This is a genomic window from Thalassospira sp. A3_1 (assembly GCF_017744215.1).
Classification (GTDB): Bacteria; Pseudomonadota; Alphaproteobacteria; order Rhodospirillales; family Thalassospiraceae; genus Thalassospira; species Thalassospira lucentensis_A.
Map to the genome: position 1 here is coordinate 628412 of NZ_JAGHQQ010000002.1, position 17069 is coordinate 645480.

Below are 17069 nucleotides of genomic sequence, written 5' to 3' on the forward strand. Positions count from 1 at the left end.
CGAACCGCAAAGAATTGTCTTGGGTCCGGGATACAAAATCAGAAGGCCCATGCGGCATCGGAGAATGTCGTGAATGTTTCCAGAAGAAATGTATGCAATCGTTCCGGATGCGCTCGATACCGCAACCTGCGACCGGTTGATTGACGGATTTTCGACCGAGCTTGATGACGGCGGCCTTGTTCAGGGACAATCGGCAAGTCATATCCGCCGCTCACAGATCACCTGGTTCAACGAAACGCAGGAACCGGTCGTGATGCGGCGCATTATCGACATGGTCGCGGACGTCAACCGCAATGTGTTTGATTTTTCTCTGTCGGAATTTGCCGAAGATGCCCAGATTGCCTGCTATGCTGGGGATCAGCGCGGACATTACGACTGGCACAGTGACGTTGGCGCGTCCGATATTGCACGTCGTCGCAAACTGACCATGGTCATCCAGCTTTCCGAACCTGATCAGTATGAAGGCGGCTTGTTGCAACTGAACCCGGCCGGACATGTTTTTGATGCGCCGATGGAACGTGGTACGGCGATCTTTTTCCCGAGCTTCGTTCTGCACCGCGTCGCTCCGACGACAGCGGGCCTGCGCTATTCCCTGACCCAATGGGTGCACGGAACACCTTTCCGCTGATCAGTAGCGTTCCAGCCGGTCGAGCAGGCGCGGATTATGCCATTTCGGCTGGCGGTCTTCGAGTGCGGCTTCGTGGTGCTGGACGCTGGCATTGTCGGCCTTTTGTTTATCAAGGCGCAAATTGATCCAGCGCGGAATGATCTCATTGTTGAAATCTTCCATCAGAAGCACGGCGGCTGTTTCGAAATTGTCGAACGGAATACGGGCGATTTCGGCAAAGTATGCCGCCAGACAATCCGGTCTGAGGATCAGCCGGTCAGGAACATAACGCAGCGTCATGCGTGCGGGAAAAACGGTTTCGCATCCGGTCAGCTCGCTTTGTAACGTCACGACATAGTCAAGCTGCGCCCCCGGATTATGTTCGGTCAGCAACAGGTTTCGACGTTCAAATATTTCCAGCATCGGCGCGACCTGTGATTATTCAGATGAATATTCAAGATTACTCCTGCCCGGCAGGAACGAAAAGGCTTCATTTCAAGGACATATCCCGGCATAGCCGAAAAGCTTATGCTTCGATCCCGTGATGGGAACCCGGCTTGGGTTCGTTGGCCGGTGGGGCGATTTCGACGAAGCGGCTACCATCCTGAAAAATCAGGTGGCCCTTATAGCCGGAAATCTGCAATGCCTCGCGGAAGATACCGCGGATGTCGTCACGATTATTCGATTGCAGCGGATTTTCAGTGCGCACGATCAAATCGAACTTGCTGTCTTCGCCTTTGACCAGACCGTCAAGCTGGGTGTGGCCCACCTCGCTAAAAGACAGATCAAGCAGGAAACGCGTACCGGGTTCTTCCTTTTCGCCCTTTTCGTTTTCACCGTCGCCATGTCGCCACGCAAGGCGCACCTGTTCGATCCGTTCGCCCATCTGAAACGGCATCGGCATCACACGCCAGCCATCGGGGCGTTCATCGGCGGCCATACCGCGCAGGGTGGCAAAATCACCTTCAAGCTTTTTGAGGATATCACTGCCACGGCCGTCGATTGATGACAGGCTGTTGCTGGCACGGTCCCCCATCCAGCCGCGTGCGGTGGCACCAGGGCCGGTCATGGCCGCGAAAAAGAACATCATGGTGGTGGTCAGTTTCGGCCCAGCCTGCGGGATGCTGTTTAACAGGGCTGCTGCCGCACCGGGATCATGTTGTGCCAGTGCCGTAACGGCCTGCTGCAGGCTGCTCCAGTCACGCGACAAGGCAGCATTCTGGCCGCGTGCAATCAATTCCGCCTCGGTCATTTGGGGGATTTGGGGGGGGCGTCCGGTCGTGGTGCTGGCATCAATGCTGAATGAAAGGGTCGCACCAACGGGCGCTGGAACCGGCAATCTGATTCCTACGACACCAGCAGATGTGCGAAGGGCAGTAAAGCCATTTGGTAACATGCGGGCTTCGGCGCTGTCAGGGGGCAGAACCGTCCCTGTCAGAACCAGCGGTGTCGGGGCCGTGCCCCCAGACCCGCCTGCAACGACCTGACCGGCAAGACCCGCTGTCGAAGGCCCTGTCAAAGTACCACCGGTAGCAATGGTCGGGGGGGTGACGGTTGTTCCCGCGGAAGTCATATTTGCAATCTGGGCGGCTTTCCCGGCGCTGACGGCACCTTGTCCGACAAAGATAACCTGTGTCTGGCTTCCAGCAGGCAACTGGCTGCCATTGGGCAGCGTCAGGCTGCTTGTTGTGATGGCGCCAAAGGTTTGACCGGGGATCAGCGGATTGCTGTTGATGCCCGCAGTTGGCAAACCGCTGCCAGTTCCGGTTGCCCCCGGTGTCAGTGTTTGCGGCAGAACCTGAAGACGAAGGGATGCTGCTGGATCGGCTCCCTGCTGCGCCTGGGGCATGATACGAACCCACAGGAAGTCACCAAGATTGGCTGGAAGTGGTGTCGGCAGCTTTATGTTCACCTGACCCAGACTGGTCAGAAGAGTCAATTCATTGCCCGAACGTGATTGGACAGACGCCTGAAGCAGGCTTTCGACCGGCAGTTTGGCAATGGCATTGGCGACCTGCTGTGCGGCACTGACCTGTGCCGGTGGCGTGCCTGTCCCACCTGCCGCCGAACCACCCTGACCGCCGACTGCGGTACCGGGTGTTATGGCCTGAGGCGGGAGTGTCATGGCATCAGCCCTCCAGCAGTTTTTGCGTGATCGCTTCCATGTCTTGGGCAGCATCGCAATTGGGGTGGCGCATCAGAAGCGGGGTTTGCGAACGAATGCATTCCGAAACACGTGGATCAGCACGTACAACGCCCAAAAGCGGCGGACTGATCTTCAGGAAACCTTCGCAGGCTTTGAGAAGCTTGTTATAGATCGCCTCGCCTTCCTTGCGGTCCTTGGCCATATTCACCACCACACGGATATCGGTTTTGGGCCGGGCCATATGGGTGACCTTGATAAAGGCATAGGCATCGGTCAGCGACGTCGGGTCACCGTTGGTAATGACAATGACCGTGTTGGCAAGGCTGGTCATCTGGCGCACGCCCTGATCAACGCCTGCGCCGAGATCAATCAGCACCTTGTCATAGCTTTTGCCGGTCTGGATCAGATCGTCGGAAAGGGCCTGAAGGCGGGTGACCGGCAGATTGGCAAGGCTGCCCGATCCGCTGCGCCCCGCAATGATATCAAAGCCGCCATCAGGGAACGGAGTTACAGCTTCGCGCAGGCCGATCCGGCCGGAAATCACGCCGCCCAGATCATGTTTGGGCATCAGGCCAAGCTGGATATCAATGTTGGCAAGGCCAAGGTCACCGTCAAACAACAGGGCCTTTTTGCCTTCACGCACCAGCGAATGGGTCAGGGTAATGGCAAACCATGTCTTGCCCACGCCCCCCTTGCCCGATGCAATGGCAAGGACGTTGCGGCCTTTGGCACGCGGAGCAGTTTTGGATACTTCATCAGACTTGGCAGTCATTTCACGACCTCGGAGAAACTCGGTTTCGCGTTCTCGGCGCGATGGGACGGTATCAGAAGTTTGGCCAGAGCGACGGGGCTGATCGCGGTCAGTCCGTCTGCAACCTGTGCGGTCATACTGACATTGCAAAGGGAAAGATTTCCTGAATCTGCACCGTATAGCGCGCCGCCAAGGCGCGATGCAACATCCAGTCTGGAAATCACCATGCGCGAAACACCGCAATCGGCAAAGGCACTGGCGATATCTGCACATTCATCGGCGTCGATCCCTGCGGGATTGACCAGCACGGGTTCGCTGGGAACGGCAGTCATGAAATCGCCCAAAGCCTTTATGTCAGCATCGACATAGGGATTACAGCTTGCCGTGTCGACCAGAACCATATCGGCATCCCGCATGCGGGAAAATTGCGATTTGAATTCTTCGGGGGTTCTGACCAGTGACAGATTGATGTTCAGAATACGCGTGAAGGCCTCAAGCTGTGCGACACCACCCGCGCGTTTGTAATCGGTGGTCAGTACCGCAACCTTGCGTTTTTTCATCACGGCACGTGCAGCGGTTTTGGCAACGGCCAATGTTTTGCCACAACCGGGAGGCCCGACAAAGGCAAGAGCGCGCGGTGTGTTTTTTTCCGGTAGCGGTGAAAAATCGAAAATCTCGTCAAGGGCGGATGCCAGAAGCTGCTGGGCATTGGTGGCACCGCTTTCACGGCCCATAAGATCGGTCAAACGCAGTCGCAGTCGTTCAGGCAGATTATGGCGCAGCAGGGCCTTTTCGGCGTGATCAAGCAGTTCCTGATGGCCCGGCGGGCCCGCATCGACAATATCGAAATCAAGATCGGGGTCCCGGTCAAGGGCCGCGGTAAGGCGAACACCCGTGCCCGGGATATCCTGTGTCGACACGATAATGGCATCCGATCCCATATGCTCTTTGACCAGTGCCATCGCCTCTGTCATGGTCGGGGCGCTGAAGGTCTTAAGGCGCATATGCTGTCCCCTCGCAACGGATCATCATATTTGCCCCATGGTTTTGAGTTGAGCCTTGGGATGGATTTCGTTCTGGGACATCACAACCGTGGTTGGCCGGAACCGTTCGACAATGGACCGGACATAGGGACGAATACCCGGGCTTGTCAGCAGAACCGGACTTTCGCCCATCATGCCTAGCCGCTCGAACGTGGTACGCACTTTGTTGATGAATTCCTGAAGTTGGCTTGGCGGGATCGACAGTTGTTTTTCCTCGCCAGAACCAACCAGACTTTCGGCAAAGATCTGCTCCCACTGCGGCGAAAGGGTCACAAGCGGGATAACGCCATCATGGTTGGTATTCACATCCGACAATTGGCGCGCCAGACGGGACCGCACATGTTCGGTCATGAAGGTCGGATTGCGGGTAAAGGCGGTTGATTCCGCAATCCCTTCGAGGATGGTCGGCAGATCGCGGATCGATATGCGTTCGGTCAGAAGGTTTTGCAGAACGCGCTGAACCCCGCCAACGGAGACCTGACCCGGCACGATATCCTCGACCAGCTTTTTCTGGTCGTCGTCGAGTTCGTCCAGAAGCTTCTGTGTTTCGGCATAGGACAGCAGTTCGGGCATATGGTCCTTGATCACCTCGGTAATGTGGGTGGTGATCACGGTTTGCGGGTCCACAACGGTATAGCCGCGGAACATGGCCTCTTCTTTCATGCCCTGTTCGATCCACATGGCCGGCAGGTTGAAGGTCGGTTCCATGGTCTTTTCACCGGCAAGGGTGATTTCCTCGCCGCGCGGGTCCATGACCAGCAGCATATTGGGGCGAAGGTCGCCACGGCCGGCCTCGATCTCCTTGACGCGCAGCACATAGGTATTGGCGGGCAGCTGCATATTGTCCTGAATGCGCACGCTGGGCATGACAAAGCCCATATCGGTGGCAAGCTGCCGACGCAGGGCCTTGATCTGATCTGTCAGTTTCTGGCCGCGTTCGGTACTGATCAGCGACAGCAGGCCGTATCCCAGTTCAAGCCGCACATAATCCATGCGAAGCGCATTGGCGATCGGTTCTTCGGGTGGCGGGCCTGCGGCGTCGGCTGCGGTCTGGGCTTCTTCCATCTGGGCGTTGGCAGCGGCTTCTTTCTGCTTTTTGCCAAGATGCCATGCCAGATATCCGAGCACGATCGCCAGACCAAGGAACCAGACCATCGGAATGCCGGGCAAAAGCGACATGCCCGCCATCATCGCGGCCGCAACACCAAGGGCGGCGGGGTAATTGCTGACCTGTCCGAAAACGGCTTTTTCGGTTGCGCCGTCAAGGCCACCCTTGGTGACCAGAAGGCCCGCGGCCGTCGACACGATCAGGGCGGGGATCTGGGATACCAGACCGTCACCAACGGTCAGGATGGTATAGGTTTCGGTGGCCTCGGCCAATGACAGGCCCATCTGGGCGGTACCGATGATGATACCACCGATCACGTTGATGAAGGTGATCAGGATACCGGCAACCGCATCGCCGCGCACAAATTTGGAGGCACCATCCATGGAACCGAAGAAGGAGCTTTCGTCTTCCAGTTCCTTGCGGCGTGCCTTTGCCTGGGCTTCGTTGATCAGACCCGATGACAGATCGGCGTCAATCGCCATCTGTTTGCCGGGCATGGCATCAAGGGTAAAGCGTGCCGCGACCTCGGCAATACGTCCCGAACCCTTGGTGATAACGACAAAGTTGATGATCACGAGGATGGCAAAAACAATAATCCCGATTACGAAATTGCCCGAGATCAGGAAACTGCCGAACGCCTCGATCACGGCACCAGCGGCGTGAGTACCTTCGTGGCCATGGCCCAGAATCAGGCGCGTGGTTGCGATGTTCAATGCCAGCCGCAGCGACGTCGCCACCAGCAGGATCATCGGGAAAGAGTTGAATTCAAGCGGCTTCTGAATGAACAGGGATGTCATCAGAATCAGCACGGAGAAGCTGATCGACAATGCCAGCAGAAAATCGAGCAGCCAGGGCGGCATTGGGAACATCATGACCACAAGGATCAGGATGAAGCCAAGCGCCATGGCGATGTCGCCGCGTTTCATGGCCGAGCGGACGCGCGACTGGATACCGGCCATATTCAGGCCGCCTGCGCCACCCGATCCTTCCGATCCGTCAGATCCTGCCGGTGTGATGTCTCGACCGTCGGCCATGTTGCCTGTTGGTTACCCTATTGTTGTTCGATCCCGGGAATGCATCCCTTAGTTCTGATATGGGGTGCACCGGTCGTTTTGTAATATTCAGTCCTGGCCATTGCCGGGTTGTGGCACGGCAAGACCTTCATCGGTATATTGACGCAGTTTGTTGCGTAGCGTGCGGATCGAAATGCCCAGAATGTTGGCCGCATGCGTGCGGTTACCAAAGCAATGTTTCAGCGTATCAATAATCAGATCGCGTTCGACATCGGCAACAGTTCGACCGACCAGTGCCGCGGTTACCGAAGAGTCTCCGTAGGTTTGATCTGTGGAACCGGCATCATGATCGACAGGCTCAGCCGGGCAGGGCGATGCGTAATCTTCGTGATGATGAGGCTGCGGCGCAGGCGGAACCGGACGATAGGCGGCACCACCATAAGCTGCGTTGGCATTGGCATAGGCCGAACTCGCGCGTGACGGGGTACTTGGTGCCGGTTGTGACGGGACAGGGGCCGATGTCGGCGCGGGTGCTGCTTCGGGTGCCGGAGCTGATTGCCAGCCCGGTTCGCTGCTACCGGCGCCGGAAAGCATGATGGCTTCGGGGCCGATTTCGGTTGGACCGGCAATCAGGACCGCTCGATGCATGGTGTTTTCCAGTTCTCGAACGTTACCGCGCCAATGGTGGCTGCGCAAACGTGCGATTGCCAACGGGCTGATCGGTCGGATCGGCACGTCATTGGCTTCGGAATATTTTTTCACAAAGAATTCCGCCAGAACCGGAATATCGTCGGGCCGCTCGCGCAGCGAGGGAATATCAAGATTGACGACGTTCAGTCGGAAATACAAATCCTCGCGGAAGTTGCCGGCATTGACTTCGGCCTCGAGATTACGGTTGGAGGTCGCCAGAATTCGGACATCGACCTTCACCGGGCTTTTACCGCCCAAACGGTCGATTTCCTTTTCCTGAATGGCGCGCAGCAGTTTTGCTTGCAGGCGGACATCCATTTCGCTGATTTCATCAAGCAAAAGGGTGCCGTTATTGGCTTCTTCGAACTTACCGATACGTCGGGCCTGTGCGCCGGTAAAGGCACCTTTTTCATGACCAAACAGTTCGGATTCCAGAAGGTTATCGGGAATGGCCGCACAGTTGACCGCAACGAACGGTTTATCGGCGCGGTTGGATTTCCGATGTACGAAGCGCGAGATGATTTCCTTGCCGGTTCCGCTTTCGCCCGTGATCAGGATGGATGCACTGCTTTTGGCGACCTGTTCGGCAAGACGCAGGGTTTCGGCCATGCGGGCATCGCGATGGATTAGGGCATGGCTTTCTTCGGTAACGGCTTCGAGGATGGCGGCAATCAGGTCTGCTTCGGGTGGCAGCGGGATGAATTCCTGTGCACCGGCCTTGATTGCATTGACCGCACCATTGACGTCATTTCCGATACCGCAGGCCACCACCGGAACATTGATCCGTTCACGGTGCATTGCCTCGATCAGGGCGGCGACATCAAGGGTGATGTCGGCCATGACCAGATCAATACGGTTGCCTGCGCGCAGGATATTCAGCGATGTCGTGACACTTTCGGCCAACTGGACTGTTGCGCCGCGTGCCATCGCGATCTTGCTGGCTGCGCCGATCTGACCGCCCAGTCCACCAACGATCAATACCTGCATAGTCTCATCTCTTTCCACTTCGTTCCCAATGGCAATTTCAATTGGCGGCTTTCACCGATCAATCGAAATAGCTGACCCGTTTTGACGGGGGCAGGATGGAGTTGATCAGCATTTCCAGACGACGGGGGTTTTCCTGTCGCCCGATGGAGACGGCCCCCACCATATAGACCGAATTCAAAAGTTCTTCTTCGCCCGAGTTGCGTTCGAGTTTGGCCGCAAGCGGCATAAACACCATGTTTGCCAGAACCGCACCATAGAAAGTCGTCAGAAGCGCAACCGCCATGGACGGGCCGATCGAAGACGGGTCATCAAGGTTGCCGAGCATCTGCACCAGACCGATCAGCGTCCCGATCAGGCCCATGGCCGGCGCGATATCGCCAGCCTTTTTCATGATGTTCGCACCTTTCTGGTGGCGTCCGATGGTGGCGTTCATGTCCTTGCGCATGATGGCTTCGACTTCTTCGGGGGGCGTGCCGTCGACAACAAGTGACAGACCCTTCCAGAGATATTCTTCGCTTTGCAGGCTATCAAGATGGCCCTGAAGCGACAGAACCCCGCCTTTACGCGCAATTTCAGCCAGTTGCAAAATCTGTAGGGCGGCATCGGCCGGGTTGCGCGATCTGTGAAAAATCGTGCGCATCAGGACTTTGCCGGCGCCAAGAAATTCGCCCAAAGCAAAACAGACAGCGGTAATCGCAGCCGTCCCGCCGATCACGATCAGAACGGACGGAATATCGATAAATGCCCCGGGCGATCCCCCCAATACGATCGCCGCAATCACAAGTGCGAAGCCGATAGCCAACCCCGCAACCGTCGCGATATCAAACGACGTTTTAGTCCCCCCGTCCGCCATACCCGCTCATCCTCTCAAAAGACTAGTTTTTCTCGGACTTGATGATTTCCGTCATGGTTACCCCCAGACGGTCTTCGACAACCACCACTTCGCCGCGTGCGACCAGACGGTTGTTTACATAAATATCAATAGCTTCCCCAACCTTGCGGTCAAGCTCTACGACGGCACCACGCCCCAGTTTTAGCAACTGGCTCACCTGCATGGTTGCTTTTCCAAGGACTGCCGAAACCTGAACGGGAATATCATAAACCGCTTCGAGATCCTTGGAAGTCTTCATGGCATCGCTGCCGATCTCGGCGGCGGCCAGAAGTTCGGTGCCTTCGCCCTCTAGCTCGATATCGTCATTGTCGAGTTCCGAGAGTTCAAGATCGTCATCATCGGCCATTTTCGTCTCCTGGTCCTTGAGCTTCCTGCGTCACATCGACTTTTGTTTCGTTTTCGACATCGGGTTTGTGATCCGGCTGCAACGGGTCCCCATCCTGTTGTAGCTGATCATCTTTATCGTTGATCCCGATTTCTGTGTGCGACGCATCATCCTGGGGGGATGTTGGCATATTAACCCGTTCTGTGCCATGACCTTCTTCGGTCTGACCGGTCGATACAGGTGTGTCGTGTGATCCTGTTCCCTCGGCGTCAAGCCGGTTTCCAGGTGCCGGTTCCGGATCGGAAGCCGGTACCTCGGACCTTGCCGGGGGCTGTTTGGGCGGCAGGTCGGCCAGACTGGTGTCTTGTATGACAGGATCGCCCATATCGCTGCCGTCGAGCTGATGCTCGTCACCATGGCTTTGAAGGGCGCGTTCCACGATATCGTTAATCTCGGCCCAGATGCGCTTGGTATCGCGGACAGCCGTCCCGTCGCCCCACGAAACATGGCAGTCACCCAGATCGATATCTGGTTCGCCAACCACACCGACCTTGCCCGAGAAACCCCGCGACTGCGCGATTTTTTCAACACTTTCCGAAACCATATCGCTGATATCGGGATGGACCTGCACAATCACCTTGGGCGCGTCAAACAGGTTTGCCAGACATTGACGTACGATGCTTTCGATTTCGGTGAGTTCGAACTGTTTCGACCAGGCAGGCGCAATTTTGCGCATCACGCCAATGGCGACATGAATGGCGTCCTCGTTGATGCGGGCGTTGGCGCGTTTTTGCTGTTCGTCAATCCGGGCAAGGGTCTCGGCAAGACGTGCCGAAGTATCTGCCATCGCCTGTTCAAGGGATGATCGAATTTCAGCATGTCCCTGTTCAAGGCCGCGGGCGAAGCCTTCGGCATCGGCGGCTTCACGGGCCGCGGCCTCAGCTTCGGCTACCATCTGGGCGGCTTGTTCTTCGGTGTAAATTGCCGGAGGAGGGGGCGGGGCCTCCTCCTCTTTTTTCTTTTTCTTTTTGCGCAGAGAATAATGTTCATCATCCGAACCGGACGAACGAATGACGTTATCGGCATCATCGAAACTGAGCGAGAATTTGAATTTTTCAATGGCCGTCATATCGAACCGCTGGTTTGGTTTGGGCGACAAGCGGGCCGGTGGCCTTACGCCACCCTGCCCATGATTGGACCGTCAGGCAAATCAGGTTTCCTGATAAAGCCAGTTGCGAATGATCGACAGAGCCTCTTCCGGATGCTTCTCGACAATCTCGCCGATCTTCTTGACCGAGGAGGCTTTCACACGACCTTCGACCTGCGACAGGTTGATCAGTTCTTCGCCATCTTCCATGCCCGGTGCCATCGGAACCGGTGATGGTCCTGTCAGGGCAGGGGTGCCTTCTGCCGTCATGTCCTCGGCCAGCAGCTGACGCTGTGCCATATCGGCGGCACTTGGCAGTGTTTCGAAGGCACGGGTCAGAAGCGGGCGAACCACCAGAAGGATGACCAGGATCGCAACGATGGCAAGGACCAGCATCTCGGCGATACGGAAGATTTCGGCTTTGTCGAGACCAAGGAACGTTTCGACATCTTCATCCGGGAACAGGTCTGCCGTGTCGGCAAATCTCATATTGATCACTTCGACCTGATCGCTGCGTGCAGGGTCATAGCCGATTGCACTGCGAACAAGGGCCGCGATCTTCTCCAGATCCTCCGGGGAACGTTCCTGATAAAGCCGTTCACCGTTTTCATCTGTCGTATAGGTACCATCAACCAGAACCGCAACGGTCACACGGGAAATTTCGCCAATTTCCTTGACCTTTGTCGTGGTGGTTTTGGAAATCTCGTAGTTGACGGTTTCCTCGGACCGGGTTTCCTGGCTGCTGGTGCCTGCTCCCTGGCCGGCGTCAAAGTTGGCGTCAGGCAGATTGTTTTGCAGCGTTACCGGGTCGGTACCCTCGGTTTCGCTGTTGGTGGAATTTTCGTCAATCGTCTGGCTGGAGCGTACAACCCGTTCGTCCGGGTTAAACCGCTCATCCGCCGTTGTGACCTTGTTGAAATCCATTTCAACCGAAACTTCGGCGCGGACTTCGCCATAACCAAGGGAACGCGACAGAAGATCTTCGATCGTATTGCGCAGGCGCGTTTCGTTGCGGATGCGCATTTCATCGGCGGTCTGGGTCAGGAAGGTTGATGATTGCTCTTCACCCTGACCGCGAGCCAGAAGGCGACCGCGTTCATCAATGATCGAAACCTTGCTTGGGGTCAGTTGGGGCACCGCCGCTGCAACAAGATGCTGGATGGCAATGACCTGTTCGGGTTTCAATTCTCCGCCAGCCATTTTAACGGCGATGGATGCGCTTGCTTCCTGTGTTTCACGCGAGAACATCTGGCGTTTGGGCAACACAAGATGAACACGCGCCTGCTGGACGGACTGTATGGCCGTGATGGTACGTGCCAACTCGCCCTCAAGGGCGCGGACATGGTTGATGTTCTGCTCAAAGCTGGTCGCGCCAAGGCCGCTGCCATTGTCGAAAACTTCATAGCCGACGGAACCACCTGTCGGCAAACCGCTTTCGGCCATCGACAGGCGCATGCGGTTGACCTGATCGGCTGGGACCAGAATTTCGGTGCCGTTATTCAAAAGCTGGTAGGAAACCTGCTGTTCTTCGAGCCGGTTGACGATCTGGCTGGCGTCCGCAGGATTAAGATCGCGATAAAGCAATTCCATATTCGGTGCCGAGACACGCAGAATAAGGAATGCAAAAAACACAAGCAGCAACACCCCGACGCCACTGATGGCCATCAGGCGTGTCGGTCCAAGACCTTTAAGCGTTTGCAATAAACCGCCCACGTTCGACTGCTCCGGATCGATTGTTACCACTGTCCCCAACACCGGCAGATGTCCGCACAATAGCTACCGGTATCATCAACGAATAGAAGCGCATATTGAAGAACAGGTTAACGACCGGCAATTATTGCCCAGTAATGTGTCCAAAATTCGCCAGTGATTTGAATCATTTGCATCTTTGGCGAGATCAATATGCTGCCCATTATGTAGGTATTTCGTGCCCCAAAAAGAAGCCCGGCTGAAAAAGCCGGGCGAGTCCCTGTAAATATGCAGTCCATCGGGGCGGAAAGCCCGCCCCGATGGTATCAATCAGTTACCGTTTGATCCGGATCAGCTCGTCGAGCATTTCGTCAGTCGTGGTGATCGTCTTGGTGTTCGCCGAATAGGCGCGCTGGGTGATGATCATGTTGGTGAATTCCTCACCAAGATCGACGTTCGACCCTTCAAGAGCAGAAGCCACAACGTTACCCGCACCGTTCAGGCCCGGTTCACGCAACAGATAGTCCCCTGACTCACGGGTTTGGCGATAAACGTTACCAGTGTGGTTTTCCATTTCATCAGGGGCTTCGAAGGTAGCAATCGCCAGTTTGTAGACCGGACGTTTCACGCCGTTGGCGAATTCAACCTGAAGGAAACCTTCTTCGGTGAAGGCATAGTTCACCATGGTGCCGGCCTGAGCGCCATTCTGGTTGATGAAGTGAGTGGTGTATTCGACCAAGTTGCCGTTGGCATCCGAGCCGGCTGCAAACTGGGTGATGCCGTTACCAAGACCCAGTGTCCCGAAATCAAGGGTAAAGGCGGAGTTTGCCGAACCGTTGGTCCAGGTGGCCGAGATGTCCTGATCGACAAGGCTGGTACCGGCGTCATCGGTAAAGGTCTGAAGGTTGCCCGCACCGTCAAAGGTCATGATACCGGACTGGATCAGGCCATTCGGATGTGTTGCGGCATCAAGTTCACCGGTGCCGGTGGTGCCGATAAGTTCAAATGCCCAGCGATTCTGACCGAGTTTAAGGACCTGAAGGTTGACGGTATGGGCCGAACCCAGCGAGTCATAGATCGTGACCGGCATGGAGTTGTTTTCGGCGGTCGCACCGGAAGCCAGATCACCACTGTTATAGGTTCCGGCCAGCGTCGCCGGGAAAGGTCCGGTGAAGCCAAGTGCGGTCAGCGGGGTATTGGTGTTGTTGGTAATAACAACGTCTTGATCCGCGAACGAACCGGTAATGGTCAGGGTGTCGTTGGTGCCGGTGGTCGTCGCAGTTGCTGTAACGCCTGTGACGGCGCTGATTTCAGCTGCGATATCGGCAAGTGTTTCACCCGCGTTGATCGTGATTGTTGTGGTGGTACCGTTATAGGTGATGTCGAAAGAATCTCCGGCAGCAATACCAGCCTGACCTGCAAGAGCGGCTGTGCCGTCAACACCAAGCGTTGTCGAAACGTTGGTTCCGCCCGCCAAAGGTGTTTCATCCGAGTTCAGGTTTGCACCGAATTCGATCGTCGTCGTCGACGCGGCTGCGGTCAGGATTGAGTTGATATCAAGAACCTGAAGGTCGGTAACGGCTGAGCTGTTCGAAGAGGTAACAACACCGTTCCGGTTCAGAAGCTGCCCGTCACGGTCGGTTGCCCAACCCTGAACATAATAACCTGCCGTGTTGCGCAGGAAGCCGTCATCGTCAGGCTTGAAGTCGCCAGCACGGGTAAAGAACAATTCGTCATTGGTTCCCGGCGCGGCGGTATCGCGCACGATGAAGAAACCGTCGCCGGAAATTGCGGCTGCTGTATTTGACGAGGTCGCCTGCAGCAAGCCTTGCTTGCTGATCAATGCGGTCGGGTGAAACCGAACACCACCGGGGGTGTAACGGGTGTCGGTCGCGGATTCCGTAACAAGCGTCGAGAAACGCCCGATTGTACCCTTGTAACCGATCGTGTTGAGGTTCGAGATGTTGTCTGAAATGACGCCCAGGTTTTGCGACTGGGCATTCAGGCCGGATACACCGGAAATCATAGCACCAAAAAGGCTCATTGTATTTCTCCTGCACCTACAGGGTGTTGATCAAAATCCGGATGAAAGCCCTCAGGCTGCTTCGTCCTGTTCGTCAGTTCCGGGATTATTATTGTCGCCATTATTATCGCCGGTCTCGGTTCCGGTATCCGTACTGTTCGCGCCCAGTTTGACGTTGGTCAGGGTTCCGAACGGTACAGAAACGTCACCGATACGCAGATAAATGTCGTCATCACCAATATCGACACTGTCGACATTACCGATGATGCCAATCGCCATTGAGGCCGGTTTACCTTTGTCGTCCTTGAAGGTGTCACCGTTCGCGGCCATCGGCTTAAGCACAAGGGTGTAGGCCCCCTCGGCCTGTGCGACGCCACTATTGTTCTTGCCGTCCCAGGTAAAGTTCTGGAGACCGGAAACATCGGTGAGATCTTCGGAATAAACCGTCTTGCCGCTCTGATCCCGAACCTGCAATTGCAGACGCGGAACTTCCGGCGAGATATTGTATTTGTATTTGAGCTCGCCACCATCTTCGAGCCAGTTGGTGTCGCCAACCGCCTCGATCTCGGCCCCGACATAGGACAGGGCGGAAAGCTGTCGCTGCTGGCTTTGCATCGCAAGCAGGTTTTCAAGGTTCTTGTTGCTCTGAATCCCTTGCTCGACCTGGGCGAACTGGCTCAACTGGTCGGTGAATTTGTCACTTTCCATCGGCGAGGTCGGGTCCTGGTTCTTGAGCTGGGTGGTCAACAGCGTCAGGAACGTGTCGAAGTTCTGGGCCAGCTGGCTGGCGGAGCTGCTGGAGGCAGCATTCGTATTGTTTCCAGCCACGCCAATATTGGTAGTTGATGAAACGGTCATAATCCTGTTCCTCTACCTTTCCTAAATCCGGATATCAACGAGGCCGTTGGGATTAACCCCATAGCCAATCGCGACATGTTCTGCGAGTTCGGTACCGCTCATGACGTCACCTTCGTCAGGCGTGCTGCCAGGATTGTTTGCCATGCGGGATTGGCCGTTGCCTTCTTGGCTTTGGCCACCTTCGTTCCGATGTTCGAAGGTAAAGCTTTGGCTATCCGCATTCAGACCTGCATCTTTGAGGGCCTGCTGCAAAGCACGTGAATCCTGTCGCAGCATATCGAGAGTTTCACGGGTATCTGCCTGGATAACACCCTGAACGCGACCGTCATGGCTGATTTCCAGTTTCACATCGACCCGACCAAGATGTTCAGGGCGCAGTTGAACAGAAATTTTGTCCACACCCTCGCTGGCGGCATTGCGGATATGCACCGCGACCTGCTGCTGCAACTGCTGGGCGGGGGCATGGCGTGCTGTATGTGCTGTCTGACCAGCGGCATTGCTCTGGGTCAGGGTGTTGTTGCCGGCAAGCTGGCCATTACCAGCCTGCACAGTGCCATCGGTCGTGCCGGTTGCGCTAACGATGGACGTTGCCTTGCCGTTGGTTGCAGTTTGAGGTTGGGCACCTGGCTGCATGTTTTGGAGATTGGCCGCGCCGGCCATGGCCTGCTGTGCTGCCTGATTGGTCGTGGCTGTCGGGTTTGCATTCGCCGAGGTCTGGTTGCCGGTACCTGAATTGGCATTCGCAGTATTGTTACCGGTCGTACCCTGTGCGGTTTCGCTAACCGATTTAACTGTGCGTTCACCACTCATGGAGTCAACGATCTTCGAGAGGAAACTGTCGTTATCTCCGACACCTTCGGTGCTGCCATCAATGCCGTTCAATGCCGACTTCGCTGCTGCACCTGCCGCCGGTTGGGAGAGGGCAGTAGAACTCATCAGGCCGTCGGTTGTTCCGTCGGCATTCTGTGCGGGTGTAGCAGAACCAGGCTGAGTAGCAGCCTGTGCTGCCGAGGCTACGACCGCGCCAGTTTGAGTTGCCAAGTTCGGATTGGTTTGCTGAGCCGCCGGATTTATAACGGGGATAGCTGCCAAATCAGGATCAGCGACTTTATCACCTTGTGGTGTTTCTGCTGCGGTATCGTCTTTTGCTGCAACTTGCTCATTCGAGGTGACTTCTTCTTCTGAGCCAGGGACAGACTCTGAATGATCATTCGGGGATGTCATATCACGTTCGTTCCGGTCATCCATTGCCGGATCGCTATCTGCCACGTCAGTACTGTCTTTTGTGTCATACGCATCGTCATGCTTGTCCGCGGCATCCCGGTGATCATAATGGTCATCGTGATCGGTGCGTGTCTCGTTCTGCGGGCTATCGGGTTTGCTGTAATTGTCGCGCGACGACGAATTTGCTGTGTCGCTGCGCTTTGCATCCTCGTCATGACGAATTTGTGTCTGGGCAGTTTTTGCCGCGTCATGACGGATTTGGGAATTGCGTTCTGCCCAGTTGTCTGTGACCTGATCCATCACGTCGCCAAAGGACACATCGCTGCTGACAGACGCGGTCTGGCCCGGGATGGATATGGTAGGTGATGCCGATCTGATAATCGCAGAGCTGTTCATGACATGGTCCTTCTCAAAACAGTGTCAGAACATTTGCAAAAGGCGGGCCAGTTTTGAGTGTTATGGATTCATATAAAGAATCAGCAACTTAATCGATGATTGTGGGCAAAGGCATTTTTTGCCGGGCCTTTCATGCTCTATCGGCATGAAAAAAGCTCCCGTCAGAAAAG

The 17069-nt window shown here is 55.9% G+C and carries 14 protein-coding genes; 1 reads left to right on the forward strand and 13 read right to left on the reverse strand.

Going from position 1 to position 17069, the window contains the following annotated elements; genetic code table 11:
* The first annotated feature begins 73 nt into the window (after positions 1-73).
* Complete coding sequence (locus J7395_RS09935; RefSeq protein WP_062959884.1) at positions 74-628, forward strand: 2OG-Fe(II) oxygenase; 555 nt, start codon at positions 74-76, stop codon at positions 626-628.
* Here the strand turns inward: J7395_RS09935 and J7395_RS09940 are convergent, their stop codons facing one another.
* The 13 genes from J7395_RS09940 to J7395_RS10000 all read right to left on the reverse strand — a co-directional run bounded on the left by J7395_RS09940 (position 629) and on the right by J7395_RS10000 (position 16899).
* Positions 629-1030 carry a hypothetical protein gene (locus J7395_RS09940; RefSeq protein ID WP_062952913.1) on the reverse strand — a complete coding sequence of 134 codons (402 nt, stop codon included), beginning with the start codon at positions 1028-1030 and terminating at the stop codon, positions 629-631.
* Positions 1031-1133: 103 nt separating this feature from the next.
* On the reverse strand, positions 1134-2732 hold the full coding sequence (locus J7395_RS09945) for a hypothetical protein (RefSeq protein ID WP_209221358.1): 1599 nt from the start codon (positions 2730-2732) through the stop codon (positions 1134-1136).
* 4 nt (positions 2733-2736) lie between these two features.
* Positions 2737-3525 (reverse strand): MinD/ParA family protein, encoded by a 789-nt coding sequence (locus J7395_RS09950; protein WP_062952911.1) that lies wholly within the window; start codon positions 3523-3525, stop codon positions 2737-2739.
* Positions 3522-4508 carry a GTP-binding protein gene (locus tag J7395_RS09955; RefSeq protein WP_097051035.1) on the reverse strand — a complete coding sequence of 329 codons (987 nt, stop codon included), beginning with the start codon at positions 4506-4508 and terminating at the stop codon, positions 3522-3524. Before J7395_RS09955 ends, J7395_RS09950 begins: the two co-directional genes overlap by 4 nt.
* Positions 4509-4532: 24 nt before the next feature.
* On the reverse strand, positions 4533-6689 hold the full coding sequence (gene flhA / locus J7395_RS09960; protein WP_114121816.1) for a flagellar biosynthesis protein FlhA: 2157 nt from the start codon (positions 6687-6689) through the stop codon (positions 4533-4535).
* An 87-nt stretch (positions 6690-6776) separates the two neighbouring features.
* The gene (locus tag J7395_RS09965) at positions 6777-8345 is read right to left on the reverse strand and encodes a sigma-54 dependent transcriptional regulator (RefSeq protein WP_209221359.1); all 1569 of its coding nucleotides are present in this window, start codon (positions 8343-8345) and stop codon (positions 6777-6779) included.
* A gap of 58 nt (positions 8346-8403) precedes the next feature.
* Positions 8404-9198 carry a MotA/TolQ/ExbB proton channel family protein gene (locus J7395_RS09970; protein ID WP_062952907.1) on the reverse strand — a complete coding sequence of 265 codons (795 nt, stop codon included), beginning with the start codon at positions 9196-9198 and terminating at the stop codon, positions 8404-8406.
* 22 nt (positions 9199-9220) lie between these two features.
* Positions 9221-9583 (reverse strand): flagellar motor switch protein FliN, encoded by a 363-nt coding sequence (gene fliN, locus J7395_RS09975; RefSeq protein ID WP_007091338.1) that lies wholly within the window; start codon positions 9581-9583, stop codon positions 9221-9223.
* On the reverse strand, positions 9573-10691 hold the full coding sequence (locus J7395_RS09980; protein WP_209221360.1) for a FliH/SctL family protein: 1119 nt from the start codon (positions 10689-10691) through the stop codon (positions 9573-9575). Before J7395_RS09980 ends, fliN begins: the two co-directional genes overlap by 11 nt.
* 81 nt (positions 10692-10772) lie before the next feature.
* A complete protein-coding gene (fliF, locus tag J7395_RS09985; protein WP_082824835.1) occupies positions 10773-12422 on the reverse strand; it encodes a flagellar basal-body MS-ring/collar protein FliF in 1650 nt (549 codons plus the stop codon).
* Between the two features lie 310 nt (positions 12423-12732).
* Positions 12733-14442: a flagellar hook-basal body complex protein gene (locus J7395_RS09990; protein WP_209221361.1), complete on the reverse strand. Its 1710-nt coding sequence runs from the start codon at positions 14440-14442 to the stop codon at positions 12733-12735.
* Positions 14443-14493: 51 nt separating this feature from the next.
* Complete coding sequence (locus J7395_RS09995) at positions 14494-15279, reverse strand: flagellar hook capping FlgD N-terminal domain-containing protein (RefSeq protein WP_209221362.1); 786 nt, start codon at positions 15277-15279, stop codon at positions 14494-14496.
* A gap of 21 nt (positions 15280-15300) precedes the next feature.
* Entirely contained in the window at positions 15301-16899 is a 1599-nt protein-coding gene (locus tag J7395_RS10000) for a flagellar hook-length control protein FliK (protein WP_209221363.1), read from the reverse strand.
* Positions 16900-17069: the final 170 nt, after the last annotated feature.